At 60.9% G+C, this 13561-nt stretch carries 12 protein-coding genes; 8 read left to right on the top strand and 4 right to left on the bottom strand.

What is annotated here, in order from left to right:
- Positions 1 to 38: 38 nt before the first annotated feature.
- Entirely contained in the window at positions 39 to 947 is a 909-nt protein-coding gene (locus tag RV1423_RS12305) for a LysR family transcriptional regulator (RefSeq protein WP_034296891.1), read from the bottom strand.
- 181 nt (positions 948 to 1128) lie between these two features.
- Here RV1423_RS12305 and RV1423_RS12300 point away from each other — a divergent pair, with 181 nt between their 5' ends.
- The 5 genes from RV1423_RS12300 (at position 1129) to RV1423_RS12280 (ending at position 8109) form a co-directional block, all read left to right on the top strand.
- Entirely contained in the window at positions 1129 to 2445 is a 1317-nt protein-coding gene (locus RV1423_RS12300; RefSeq protein ID WP_034296889.1) for an MFS transporter, read from the top strand.
- A 28-nt stretch (positions 2446 to 2473) separates the two neighbouring features.
- Positions 2474 to 3829 carry a homogentisate 1,2-dioxygenase gene (gene hmgA / locus RV1423_RS12295; RefSeq protein ID WP_034296887.1) on the top strand — a complete coding sequence of 452 codons (1356 nt, stop codon included), beginning with the start codon at positions 2474 to 2476 and terminating at the stop codon, positions 3827 to 3829.
- Complete coding sequence (gene fahA / locus RV1423_RS12290; protein ID WP_034296885.1) at positions 3826 to 5160, top strand: fumarylacetoacetase; 1335 nt, start codon at positions 3826 to 3828, stop codon at positions 5158 to 5160. The genes hmgA and fahA overlap by 4 nt, the downstream gene beginning before the upstream one ends.
- A gap of 31 nt (positions 5161 to 5191) precedes the next feature.
- Entirely contained in the window at positions 5192 to 5842 is a 651-nt protein-coding gene (maiA, locus tag RV1423_RS12285; RefSeq protein WP_034296883.1) for a maleylacetoacetate isomerase, read from the top strand.
- Positions 5843 to 6189: 347 nt separating this feature from the next.
- A complete protein-coding gene (locus tag RV1423_RS12280; protein ID WP_034296881.1) occupies positions 6190 to 8109 on the top strand; it encodes a bifunctional diguanylate cyclase/phosphodiesterase in 1920 nt (639 codons plus the stop codon).
- Here the strand turns inward: RV1423_RS12280 and RV1423_RS12275 are convergent, their stop codons facing one another.
- Positions 8110 to 8568: a MaoC family dehydratase gene (locus RV1423_RS12275; RefSeq protein WP_034296880.1), complete on the bottom strand. Its 459-nt coding sequence runs from the start codon at positions 8566 to 8568 to the stop codon at positions 8110 to 8112.
- A gap of 125 nt (positions 8569 to 8693) precedes the next feature.
- On the opposite strand from RV1423_RS12275, the gene RV1423_RS12270 reads away from it, so the two are divergent.
- The 3 genes from RV1423_RS12270 (at position 8694) to RV1423_RS12260 (ending at position 11292) form a co-directional block, all read left to right on the top strand.
- Positions 8694 to 9293 (top strand): helix-turn-helix domain-containing protein, encoded by a 600-nt coding sequence (locus RV1423_RS12270; protein WP_034296878.1) that lies wholly within the window; start codon positions 8694 to 8696, stop codon positions 9291 to 9293.
- 152 nt (positions 9294 to 9445) lie between these two features.
- On the top strand, positions 9446 to 9880 hold the full coding sequence (locus tag RV1423_RS12265; protein ID WP_034296877.1) for a MarR family winged helix-turn-helix transcriptional regulator: 435 nt from the start codon (positions 9446 to 9448) through the stop codon (positions 9878 to 9880).
- 113 nt (positions 9881 to 9993) lie between these two features.
- Complete coding sequence (locus RV1423_RS12260; RefSeq protein WP_034296972.1) at positions 9994 to 11292, top strand: MFS transporter; 1299 nt, start codon at positions 9994 to 9996, stop codon at positions 11290 to 11292.
- A gap of 73 nt (positions 11293 to 11365) precedes the next feature.
- On the opposite strand, the gene RV1423_RS12255 is transcribed toward RV1423_RS12260, so the two are convergent.
- On the bottom strand, positions 11366 to 12391 hold the full coding sequence (locus RV1423_RS12255) for an alpha/beta hydrolase (RefSeq protein WP_034296875.1): 1026 nt from the start codon (positions 12389 to 12391) through the stop codon (positions 11366 to 11368).
- Positions 12392 to 12681: 290 nt separating this feature from the next.
- Positions 12682 to 13485: a 2,5-didehydrogluconate reductase DkgB gene (gene dkgB, locus RV1423_RS12250; protein WP_051516651.1), complete on the bottom strand. Its 804-nt coding sequence runs from the start codon at positions 13483 to 13485 to the stop codon at positions 12682 to 12684.
- Positions 13486 to 13561 lie beyond the last annotated feature (76 nt).

Below are 13561 nucleotides of genomic sequence, written 5' to 3'. Positions count from 1 at the left end.
TGTCTCCTGAACTATTTATGAAATAAGTTCCCGTTGTCCTATTGTTCGGCAAAATGCTCCGAAATGAAACCGCGCAGCCACTGGTTGCCTTCGTCCTGGTTGAAGCGGCGGTGCCAGAAGACGTTGGTCTGCAACGAAGGCAGCCGCAGCGGCGGACGGATGTATTGTAGGTTGAACGGCCGGGCCGCGCTTTCGGCCAGCTTCAGCGGCACCGTCACGACCAGGTCGGTGGTGCTGACGATATAGGGCACGGCGGTGAAATGCGGCACGCGGAAATTGACGTTGGCGCGGATGCCGGCCTTTTCCAGATTCTGGTTGATGCGGTCGTACGGACTTTCCTGCGACGATACCACGAGGTGTTGCGCCGCGAGGAACTCCTTGAGGGTCACATTCCCGCCGCTCAGCGGATGGCCCTGGCGGAACATGCTGACATAGTTTTGCCGGAACAGCCGCCGCTGGTATAACGCGCCCGAAACATTGTCGAAAGCGCCGATGGCGAGGTCGACGCGGCCTGACTCCATTTCGGTCTTGAGGTCGATGGCGCCGGCGCGCACCGTGCTGATCTGGATACCCGGCGCGAGCCGGTTGCATGCGTCGATCAGCGCCGGCATGAAGTAGACCTCGCCGACATCGGTCATGGCGATCGTGAAATGCCGCTTGCTGGCCGAGGCCGAAAATGCATCTTGCCGGTTCAGCGCCTTCGACACATGGATCAGCGCCGCCGCCACCGGCTCGGCCAGTTGCTGGGCGAACGGCGTCGGCTGCATGCCCTGGGCGGTGCGCACGAACAGTTCGTCACCGAAGGTGCGGCGCAAGCGCGCCAACGCATTGCTGACAGCCGGCTGCGACAGGTTCAGGCGGCGGGCCACCGACGAGATCTGGCGATCCTGGAACACTTCCTGAAACACCACCAGCAGGTTGAGGTCGATATCTTTGGGTTCGATCATGTGGAGAGACCTACTATTCATAAAATCAATGAACTACATTTCGACATTTATATCGTAAAAACAGGATCATTGCTCTACAGTCTGAGTCTTACAACAATAAAGCTGTCTTGCAGCCGGGCGCATTTGTCGTTCATGCGTCGCCGTCATTCAGCACATCCACAAAAAATCAGGAGGAGTACAAATGAAATCCGATGTGATCAATGTCGATCAGGTCGTCGAGCAAAGCCGTTTCGGCGCGTTTCAATTTGGCCTGTTGCTGCTATGCGGCCTGTGTCTGATCATCGACGGTTTCGACATCCAGGCCATGGGCTATGTCGCACCGGCCATCATCGGCGACTGGCAGGTCAACAAGGCCAGCCTCGGCCCGGTGTTCGGTGCGGGCCTGTTCGGCATGCTGCTCGGTTCGCTGGCGCTGACGCCGGTGGGCGACAGATACGGCCGCCGTCCGGTGCTGATTGTTTCGACCTTTTTCTTCGCCATCTGCATGCTGCTGACCACGCGTGTGCAGACCATCGATGAATTGCTGGTGTTGCGCTTCATTACCGGTTTCGGCCTCGGCAGCATCATGCCGAACGCGATGGCGCTGGTCGGCGAGTTCAGCCCGAACGGTTCGCGCGTGACGCGCATGATGCTGGTGTCGTGCGGCTTCACGGTGGGCGCGGCGGTGGGCGGTTTCGTCAGTGCGGCGTTGATTCCAGCATTCGGCTGGCGTTCGGTGTTCCTGGTCGGCGGCCTGATTCCGGCATTGCTGGGTGTGGCGATGCTGGCGTGGCTGCCTGAATCGATCCAGTTTCTGGTGCTGCGCAAGCGCCCGATGCAGCAAGTGGCGCGCTGGCTGCGCAAGGTCCAGCCGGACCTGGAGATCGACCAGGGCAGCACGGTCGTCGTCAAGGAAGCCAGGAGCGAAGGCATGCCGGTGGCGGAACTGTTCCGCGAGGGTCGTGCCGGCGTGACGCTGCTGTTGTGGCTGATCAGTTTCATGAACCTGATCAATCTGTATTTCCTGTCCAACTGGCTGCCGACGCTGATCAAGGACGCCGGTTATTCCACCGGCACGGCGGTGCTGATCGGCACCTCGCTGCAGGTCGGCGGCATCGTCGGGACGCTGACGCTGGGCTGGTTCATCAATCGTTTCGGTTTCACCAAGGTGCTGGGCGCCTGTTTCGTGGCGGCCTGCATTTTCATTGCATTGATCGGCCGTGTGGCGACGATGCCGGTCCTGCTGTTCCTCTGCGTGATCGTCGCCGGCTTTTGCGTGGTGGGCGGCCAGCCCGCCGTCAATGCGCTGGCAGGCACGTTTTATCCGACCCAGTTGCGTTCGACCGGCATCGGCTGGGCGCTTGGCATCGGCCGTATCGGCTCGGTGCTGGGGCCGGTCATCGGCGGCCAACTGATCGCCATGCAATGGGCCAACAGTTCACTGTTCGTCGCGGCGGCGGTGCCGGCGATCGTGTCGGCGCTGATGGTGGCGCGCCTGCATTGGTACCGACCGCAGTAAACGTTCGCATTCTTGAGAAGGACAGACCATGAATACGCTTGCAGAATCGGCAATCGCCAATCGCACAACAGCCGGCAAGACGGCCGGCTATCAATCGGGCTTCGGCAATGAATTTGCGACCGAAGCCTTGCCCGGCGCCTTGCCGGCGAACCAGAATTCGCCGCAGCAGGTTGCCTACGGCCTGTATGCCGAGCAGGTTTCCGGTACCGCCTTCACCGCGCCGCGCAGCCACAATCGCCGCTCGTGGCTGTATCGCATCCGCCCGGCGGCGATGCATGAGCCGTTCGAACGTATCGACAACGGTCTGATCGCCGGCGGTTTCGATGAAGTCGATGCGCCGCCCAACCAGTTGCGGTGGGATCCGCAGGCGATGCCGGGCGCGCCGACCGATTTCGTTGCCGGCCTGATGACCATGGCCGGCAACGGTTCGCCGGATGCACAGAGCGGTTGCGCGATCCACTTGTACGCGGCCAACCGGTCGATGACGGACTGTTTCTTTTATTCCGCCGACGGCGAATTGCTGATCGTGCCGCAGACCGGCCGTCTGCAATTGCTGACCGAAATGGGTACGATCGATATCGAGCCGCAGGAGATCGCGGTGATTCCGCGCGGCGTGCGTTTCCAGGTCAGGTTGCCCGACGGTCAGGCGCAAGGCTATGTGTGCGAAAACTTCGGCGCGCTGCTGCGCCTGCCGGACCTGGGACCGCTCGGTTCCAACGGCCTCGCCAATCCGCGCGATTTCCTGACGCCGCATGCCTGGTATGAAGATCGCGAAGGCGATTTCAGATTGATCGCCAAATTCGGCGGCAAGCTGTGGCAGGCCAGGATCGGCCACTCGCCGCTGGACGTGGTGGCATGGCACGGCAATTACGCGCCCTACAAGTACGACTTGCGTCGCTTCAATACGATAGGTTCGATCAGCTACGATCATCCCGATCCGTCCATCTTCCTGGTGTTGCAGGCGCAGAGCGATACGCCGGGCGTGGATATGCTGGATTTCGTGATCTTTCCGCCGCGCTGGCTGGCGGCGGAACATACCTTCCGTCCACCCTGGTTCCACCGCAACGTGGCCAGCGAATTCATGGGACTGATCCATGGCGAGTACGACGCCAAGGCCGAGGGCTTCCTTCCGGGCGGCGCCAGCCTGCACAATTGCATGACCGGCCACGGTCCCGACAGCGCCACCTTCGAGAAGGCCAGCCGCAGCGACACGACAAAGCCGGACAAGGTGGCCGACACCATGGCCTTCATGATCGAGACGCGCAATATCATCAAGCCGACGCGCCATGCGCTGGCTTCGCCGACGCTGCAGAAGGACTATTATCGATGCTGGATGGATATCAGGAAGCACTTCAACCCGCAACATCGTCCGGAGCAAACATGAGCATTTCCTTGAACGAAACCCACGATCCCGCGCTGCAGAGCTGGGTCGCCTCGGCCAATCGCGACGGTTGCGGATTTCCCGTGCAAAATTTGCCGTACGGTATATTCCGCCGCAAGGGCGACGATGAGGATTTTCGCGCCGGCGTGGCGATCGGCGACCAGATCCTCGACTTGCGTGCGGCATTCGAGAGCGGCGCATTCGGCGGCTTTGGCGAAATCACGCACAAGGCCATCGTGGCGGCAACCTCGGGCAGCAATCTGAATCCGCTGATGGAGCTTGACGCGGCATCCTGGTCGGCCCTGCGCCTGGCGTTGTCGACCTTGCTGCGCGAGGAGGCGGTGCATCAGTCGCAACTGGAGTCCTGCCTGGTCCCGCAAGCCGAGGCCGAGCACGCTTTGCCGGCGCAGATCGGCGATTACACCGATTTCTACACGTCGATCCATCACGCCACGGCGGTGGGCAAGCTGTTCCGTCCCGACAGCCCGCTGCTGCCCAATTACAAATGGCTGCCGATCGGCTATCACGGCCGCTCGTCCTCGATTGCGGTGTCGGGCCAGCAGTTCCGCCGTCCGCTCGGCCAGACCAAGGCGCCGACGTCCGACACGCCGGTGTTCGGTCCTTGCAAACGCCTCGATTACGAGATGGAAGTCGGCGTGTTCATGGGCAAGGGCAATGCGCTCGGCGATGCGATCGCCATCGGTCAGGCCGAGTCGCATGTGTTCGGCCTGTGCCTGCTGAACGACTGGTCGGCGCGCGACGTGCAGGCCTGGGAATACCAGCCGCTGGGTCCTTTCCTGGCGAAGAATTTCGCGTCGACGATTTCGCCGTGGATCGTGACGCTGGAAGCGCTGGCGCCGTATCGCTCCGCCTGGACGCGCGACGCCGCCGATCCGCAGCCAATGGCGTATCTGGATTCGGTGGACTTGCGCGACAGCGGCGCATTCGATGTGCAACTGGAAGTGCTGTTGCAAACCAGGGCTATGCGCGCCGCCGGCATTGCGCCGCAACGCCTGTCGCTGGGCAATTTCCGCGACGCGTACTGGACCGTGCCGCAACTGGTGGCGCACCATACCGTCGGCGGCTGCAACCTGCGCGCGGGGGATCTGCTGGGTTCGGGCACCTTGTCGGGGCCGACGCCGGACTCGGCCGGTTCGCTGCTGGAACTGACCGCGGGAGGCAAGCATCCAGTCCATCTGGCCGACGGCGAGACCCGCATTTTCATCGAAGACGGCGATACCGTCGTCATGCGCGGCTGGGCGGCGCGCGACGGTTTGCCGCGCATCGGTTTCGGCGAGGTGACGGGCACGGTGCTGCCGGCGCGATCGATTTGAGAAGTTTCAAAAAATCCAGGAGACAGCGCCCATGACCATCCATCTGTACAGTTATTTCCGCAGTTCGGCTTCGTACCGCGTGCGCATTGCGTTGCATCTGAAAGGCCAGTCCTACGACACCGTGCCGGTGCATCTGCTCAATAACGGCGGCGAGCAGTTTGCGCCGGCGTTCAGCGCATTGAATCCGCAATCGCTGGTGCCGGTGATGGAAGAGGGTGGACGCCACATCACGCAATCGCTGGCGATCCTGGAGTATCTCGAAGAACGTTTCCCGACGCCGGCGCTTCTGCCTTCAGGGTTGACCGACCGCGCCCATGTGCGCGAGATTGCGCTGGCGATTGCCTGCGACATCCATCCGCTCAACAACCTGCGCGTGCTGCGCATGCTCAAGCAGGAACTGGGCGTGAGCGAAGAGGCCAAGCAACAATGGATCCGGCACTGGATCGATCTCGGTTTCGCCGCGCTGGAACGACAGCTTGCCGCCAGCCCGCAGCGTGGCCGCTTCTGTTTCGGCGACACGCCCACCATGGCGGATTGCTGCCTGATTCCGCAGATTTTCAATGCGCGCCGCTTCGAGGTCGACATGGCGCCGTATCCCACGCTGGCCGCGATCGACGAGGCCTGCCACACCCTCAAGGCGTTCCAGCTCGCCCAGCCATCGGCGCAGCCTGACGCTGCATAGATTCCACATAAGCGCCACACGATTTCTTTGCTCACAACGATGCCTGACGGAAACTTCCTGGAAATTGCCCGATTTATCACAGTCGGACCGCCGGAAATGCCGTAAGTCCCGCTATTCCCGGTATAATTTTTTGCGCCAAGTTATCGATGAAACGGGTTTTAATAGCAAGACGCTCCGACAGACGAGCTTCGGGCAAGAAACAATGCTGCAGGCTGGGCGCCTGCCGAATAATGACTCAAGCCTGACTCAGGGAAATACAGGTTAACCGTTACAGGGCGCGCATCACAGCGGCTTGTTGCGCGACGAGTGCCGTTTCCGGGGATGGGTTTCTACGCAGGGGTTCAAGTATGCAAGTGGTGAGCCGACGTTATCGCTGGGCGATTTACGGTTTGCTGGTGGTCGTGATCGCCGCGGGTATTGCGTTGTTTTTCGCCATGGCGCGCACAGCCAAGGATATTCGTGCGTCGACGACGCCGCTGTTGCAGGAAAAGATTCCAACGCTGCGCCATCTCTCCGACTTTGAAAGCGCGCTGCTGCGCTACCAGCTTGCTCTCAACAAATACTATGTCGCCTCGATCGGTCGCGAACGTTTCGATCATCTCGAAGCGCAGGCCGGGAGAGAGATGGCCGACAATTTCGAGTCGGTGCGCCGCGACCTCGCGCAGGCGGTGCAGATGGGTGCGTTGCGCAGCGACTACGACGCGGTGCTGACGATGGGCCCGACGCTGGAAAGAATCATGACGACTGCGCCCGTCAATCGCGAACAGGCGCGCACTCTGCTGACCGACCTCAATGTCAAGACCAACACCATCCGCGATCTGCTCGACAAGGCCAAGCGCGACGTCGAGGTGAGTGTGTACGAAGTCGGCGACACGGCCAACGCCGGCGTTGATGAGATCACGCGGCTCGTGCACATTTACAGCGTCGGCATGCTGCTGACTGCCTTGTTCATGATGTATCACGTGTGGGCGCGCTTCCGTTCGGAAAATATGCTCGCCTTCCAGGCTGCGCACGATCCGCTGACCGGACTGGCGCACCGCGGCTCGTTCGAGCGCCGTCTCAGGAAGATGAACGATCAGCCGCATACGGTGGTGCTGGGCATGATCGACCGCTTCGAGCGCGTCATCGGAGGCCTCGGCCATGCCTTCGGCGACCGCCTGATGCAGGAAATGGCCGGCCGCATCAAACGCGCGGCCGAGCGTCACGGCGGCGAAGTGTTCCGCCTCGACGGCGCCAATGTGGCGATCCTGTACAAATCGGAGGGCGATCACCCGAGCTTCCAGGAAGCCTTGTCCAGCCTGCAGGAATACATGCGCCAACCGTTCGAGTTCGGCCAGCATGAGATATTTTCCAGCATGAGCATGGGCGGCGCCGAATATCCGCGCGACGGCGCCGAGCCGGCACACTTGCTGCAAAACGCCGATGCTGCCCTGCAGGCGGCGCGCGATGCCGGCGGCGACTGTTTCGTGGCGTATTCGAATGCGCTCAACACGCGTGCGCAGGAACGTCTGGCGCTGGAGGCGCAGTTGCGGCATGCGATCGAACGCAACGAGTTGGAGCTGCACTATCAGCCGCAACAAGGCCTGGTCGACGATGGCCTGGTCGGCTTCGAGGCGCTGGTGCGCTGGCGCCGCAACGGCGAGCTGATTCCGCCGGCCGATTTCATCCCGCTGGCGGAGGAGTCCGGCTTGATCGTGCCGATCGGCGACTGGGTGCTGGCCGAAGCTTGTCGCCAGGCCAAGATCTGGAGCCTGGAAACCTCGCGCAAGTTCATCATCGCGGTCAATATTTCGCCGCGCCAGTTCCACCATCCATCGTTCCTGCGCCGCGTCACCACGACGCTGGGCGAGAGCATGATCGATCCGACTTTTATCGAACTGGAAATCACCGAAGGCATTGTCATGCGCGACGTCGAGCGCACCATCGAGTTGTTGGAAGACTTGCGCCAGCGCGGTTTGACGCTGGCGATCGACGACTTCGGCACCGGCTATTCGTCGCTGGCCTACCTCAAGCGGTTTTCCATCGACAAGCTCAAGATCGATCAGTCCTTCGTGCGTCATTTGCGTCCCAACAGCGAGGATGCGGCAATCGTGCAGGCGGTCATCAACCTCGGTCATCACCTCGGCTTGTCGGTGATCGCCGAAGGCGTGGAAACCGTGACCCAGCGCGAGTTGTTGCGTAGCTGGGGATGCGATGAAATCCAGGGATATTTCTACGGCAGACCCTTGCCGGCCGACAAGGCTACTCAGTTCATTTTCGAGAACTGATCAATTGTGGGGCCGGCGCGGCACCAGTAAATTTCCGGTCATGACCAGCACCGGCTGGTTGTCCTGGTTGTAGGTGGTGACGCGATGTTTGAGGAAGCCTTGCTGCGGTTTCGATTGCGAGAACTTCAGTTCCAGCACCTCGATTTCGACGCGCAGGCGGTCGCCCGGACGGGTGGGGCGCGGCCAGCGGAATTCCTCGAAACCGGCGCCGATGATGCCGCCCTTGATCGGTAGAGTCTTGACCAGCAAGCGCATGGTCAGCGCCGCGGTATGCCAGCCGCTGGCGGCCAGTCCACCGAAGAAGCTTTGCGCGGCGGCGGTCTCGTCGAGATGGAAGGGCTGCGGGTCGTAGCTGGCGGCAAATTCCTTGATGGCTTCGGCGCTCAGCGGCTCATCGCAGGCATGGCTGAATTGTTGGCCTGGAGCGAAGTCTTCCAGATAGAGCAAGTTGACGGACATGGCAGGTCTCCCAAGGGCCTGTTCACGTTAAATCCGCGAGTGCGAGCAGGTCCTGATTGTTCTATAATGTTAATTGCAAAATGATAGTTAGTTGGAAATGATAGTCAGTTTGATGGGAGTTGTCTATGGAACGTAAAAGCTTTGGCAACATGCAATGCCCGGTAGCCCGCACGCTCGAACGCGTGGGCGAGTGGTGGAGCATCCTGATCCTGCGCGACGCGCTGCACGGGCTGACCCGTTTCGACCAGTTCCAGAAGAGCCTGGACATCGCACCCAACATGCTGACGCGCCGCCTCAACTCGCTGGTCGAATCCGGTCTGCTGGAGCGCCGCCAGTACAGCGAGCGGCCGCCGCGCTACGAATATATCCTGACCGACCTGGGGCGCGATTTCCGTTCCGTCCTGGTCGCGCTCAACACCTGGGGCAACAAGCATTTTGCGCCGGAAGGCCCGAGCGTGCTGCTGGTCGATGCAACCTCGGGCGAAGTGGCCGAGCCGGTGATGATCGACGGCAAGACCGGCAAACGCCTGACCTCGCCGGATTTCGTGTTTGCGCCGGGGCCGCAGGCCAACGAGAGCATGAAAGCGCGCATCAATTTCGCGCGTCAGCGGGCGGTGGAGGCGGCGGCCAATGACGCCGCGCCGACGCAGTCCGAAAGTGTCGCCTCCGCCCCGACCAAGCCCGTCAAGGCGTCGCGCAAGAAGGCTGCATCGCGTAGCGCCTGATTCTTCCAGTTCCGTTTATCTCTATGGCGTCGTCGTTGCGGCGCCATTTTTTGTCCACGAATAAAAAAGACGGCTTGACAGGAAGGGGACGGGTCATTAGCATGCATATACATCAATGCATATGCATTGATTTGTGAGAGGCAGAATCCGCTATGTTTAACCAATGCACTTGTACCCGTTTGCGCAGGTTGACGAGGCGCATCACGTCGATTTATGACCGGCATTTGTTGCCGGACGAACTCACCATCAGCCAGTACTCGCTGCTGAGCCGGGTGGGCAGGCACGGTCCGATTGCCAATATCCGCCTGGCGGCGGAGATGGGCATGGACCGCAGCACCCTGAGCCGCAACATCAAGCCGCTCATGAGCGCCGGCTGGATCGCGACCGTCGATATGCCGCCGGACGAGCATGTCGACAAGCGCTCCTTCGGGCTGGCCCTGAGTCCTGCAGGCAAGGCCAAGCTTGATGCGGCTCGCCCCCATTGGGTAAAGGCGCAACTGGAAATCGACGGCCTGCTGGGCGAGGACATGCATGCGGCCTTGTCCGGCATGATCGACGATGCCTACGACAGATTGCAGGAAGCCTGATCCGGCAACGTCCGGGTCGTTTGTTTTGACGTCGCGCCATGAGCACCATCAATGTGTCTTGCATTGATGGTTTTTTATTCACCATTTTTCACCATTATTACCGATCGAGCGTCATGAATAAAATCACGCAAGCCATCGCCACGCGCACCTCGCACCGTTTCAGTTACGCATGGATAGTGGTGGCTATCATCTTCCTTGTCTTGCTGACTTCGGCCGGCATCCGCGCCACGCCGTCGGTCATGATCCTGCCGCTGGAACATGAATTCGGCTGGAATCGTTCCACCATCTCGCTGGCGATTTCCTTCAATATCGCTTTGTACGGCCTGATCGGCCCGTTCGCCGCGGCAGCGATGCAACGTTTCGGCATTCGCCCGGTGGTGATGGGCGCGCTGGTGCTGCTGTCGGTCGGCACCGCCTTGAGCACGTTGATGCAAATGCCTTGGCACATGGTAATGACATGGGGCTTGCTGGTCGGCTCCGGCACCGGCGTTGCCGCCAATACGCTGGGTGCGACCATCGTCAGCCGCTGGTTCGAGATGCGCCGCGGCCTGGCGATGGGCTTGCTGACGGCAAGCGCCGCCACCGGCCAGATGGTGTTTTTGCCGTTGATGGCATCAATGGTCGAACATTACGGCTGGCGTTCGGTGGCGTTCCTGGTCGCCATCGTTGCCGCCGTGGCAGTGCCGCTGGTTGCGCTGTTCTTGCCGGAGCGTCCGTCCGACGTCGGTCTGCGCCGTTACGGCCAGGCCGCCGATGCGCCGGCCGATGCCGAGGTCAAGGCGGGCAATCCGCTGGCGATTGCCTTCGATTCGCTGCGCCAGGCGATGAAGGTGCGCGACTTCTGGCTGCTGTTCTTCAGCTTCTTTGTCTGCGGCATGAGCACCAACGGCTACATCGGCACGCAATTCATCGCCATGTGCAACGACTACGGCATTTCCGAAGTCGGCGGCGCGAGCATCCTGGCGGCGATGGGCATGCTCGATCTGATCGGCACGACCTTGTCGGGCTGGCTGTCGGATCGCTTCAATCCGCGCGTGCTGCTGTTCTGGTATTACGGCCTGCGCGGCATTGCGCTGATCTTCCTGCCTTATGCATTCGGTCTGGACTACTTCGGCCTGACCGTGTTCGCGATCTTTTACGGACTCGACTGGATCGCCACCGTGCCGCCGACCGTGCGTCTGGCCAACGATGTGTTCGGCCGCCTGGCGGCGCCCATCGTGTTCGGGTGGATCGTCGCCGGTCACCAACTGGGCGCTGCCACTGCCACCACGATATCGGGCTTCATGCGCGCCAACCTTGGCGATTACACGGCGTCGTCGATACTGATGGGCGTGGCTTGTCTGATCGGCGCCGTCATGGTGTTGCGCATCAAGGGTGAGCAGCATGGCAAGCCGGTGGCGGTTGCAGCGTAAAGCACCGCATCTAATCAAAAACGCCCGCCTCCATCAAGGGAGCGGGCGGTTTTTGTTGCCCGCGTCGGCCTGATTACTTGGCGAATGCCTTGCGCAAGTTGGACGTCGCCAGTTCGACGGCGCTCTTCGCGGCGGCAGTATCGCCCAGTGCATTGAGCATCACGAAGTCGTGGATGGTGCCGAGGTAGCGCACTTGCGTCACCGGCACGCCGGCCTTGGCCAGCTTGGCGGCATAGGCTTCGCCTTCATCGCGCAGCACGTCGTTCTCGTCGGTGACGACCAATGCCGGCGGCAGATCCTTCAATTGTTCCAGCGTCGCGTTCAACGGCGCGATATGCGGATCCTTGCGGTTGGCGCCGGCCGGCAGGTAGGCGTTCCAGAACCACTTCATCGCTTCCTTGGTCAGCCATGGGCCGTTGGCGAACTGGTTGTACGAACCGTTTTCGAAATTGGTGTCGGTGACCGGATAGAACAGCACCTGATAGTTGATCGTCGGACCTTTGCGTTCCTTCGCCAGCAGGCTCACCACCGCCGCCATGTTGCCGCCCACACTGTCGCCGGCAATCGCCAGACGGCTGGCGTCGATGTTGAATTCGGCAGCATGTTCGGCGACGTATTTGGTCGCTGCGTAGTCTTGTTCGATGGCGATCGGATAACGCGCTTCCGGCGAACGGTCATAGTCGACGAACACGACCGCGGCCTTGGCGCCGTCGACGATCTGGCGCACCAGACGGTCATGCGTATTGACATCGCCCATCACCCAGCCGGCGCCGTGGAAATACATCACCACCGGCAGTGTTTCCTTGTTGCCTTGCGGGCGCAGGATGCGGATGCGGGTGCTGCCGGTGGGGCCGACCGGAATCACGCGGTCTTCGATGTCGGCGGCAGGCTTGGCGACTTGGCCCGATTGCGCGCCGGCCAGCAGGTTGCGCGCCTGTTCAGGCGTCAATGTGTAGATCGGCGGGCCGCCGGCAGCGGCGAGGGCGTCGAGGAAACCCTGGGTTTGCGGTTCGACCGATGCTGCCGATGCGGTCTGCACGGCGGCGGCGCTGGCAAGAGCGATAGCGCTGAGGGCGAGAATCTGTTTGATGGATTTCATGATGTTTCCTTTCAGTGGTTGGGTAGATTAAAATCAAGCAATTAAATTGTGTGCAATATATTTGATGTTTCGACGAGCTGGATGCTGCATGCATGCGCTTCTCTCATCGGGGAAACCTTTGCAGGTTTGAACGGTGGAGTCAGTGCATGGATCGAATATTAAATTTAACAAAATTAAATTGCAAGCAATTTAAATAAAAAATGCAGAGTCGAGTTTTTGCGTCGAAGGGAAGGTGAGGTTGGCAGAGCCCATCCGCTCATTGATGGCTGATGGGCTGCGCACGAATCAGCTTAATCCCATTGCGGCGCAAAACCGGGATTGGCCAGGCGTTCGCCGCGATCCAGCGCGGCGATGACTCGCATTTCCGCATCCGACAAGCGGATGTTCTTTGCCGCCAGGTTGCTTTCCAGGTTGGCGCGTTTGGTCGACGACGGGATGGTCGCGAAGCCTTGTTGCAACGACCACGCCAGCGCGATCTGCGCCGGATTGGCCTGATGCGCCCCGGCGATTTCCACGATGGTCGGATCTGTCATGACCTTGCCGTAGGCCAGCGGCATGTAGGCCGTCAGATGGATGCCTTGGCTGCGCGCGAACTCCACCACCTTGCGGTTTTGCAGGAAGGGATGAATCTCGATTTGTAGCGTGGCGATCTCGGCGGCGCCGACGGCGGCGATGGCTTGCTTGAGATGCGCGATGGTGAAATTGGACACGCCGATCAGCTTGGTCAGGCCCTGCGCCTTGGCTTCGGCCAGCGTTTCCATGTAGGTTGCGACAGCGATGCTGTCGTTGGGCGCAGGCCAGTGGATCAGCGTCAGGTCGACTTGCTCCATTTGCAGCTTGGACAGGCTTTCCTTGAGGCTGGGGATCAGTTTGTCCCTGGACAGATTGTCGGTCCAGATCTTGGTGGTGACAAACAGATCCTGGCGCGCGACCTTGCCGACGGCGATCGCCTTGCCGACTTCGGCTTCATTGCCGTAAATCTGCGCGGTGTCGATGTGGCGATAGCCGAGTTCCAAGCCGTTGGCGACAGAATCGATGACTTGCTGGTCTTTCAGGCGAAAGGTGCCGAGACCGAAAGCGGGAATTGTGTTCATGTGGTTCCTTTGCATGGGTGGTGGTGCATTGCCGTGTCGTGCAGTATGCGGGCAAAGCGCTATTGCAGAAATAGGT

It is taken from the genome of Herbaspirillum sp. RV1423, assembly GCF_000577615.1.
Classification (GTDB): domain Bacteria; phylum Pseudomonadota; class Gammaproteobacteria; order Burkholderiales; family Burkholderiaceae_D; genus Herbaspirillum.
Note: the sequence above shows the minus strand (reverse complement) of the source record. Positions and strands in the feature narration are given on the sequence as shown.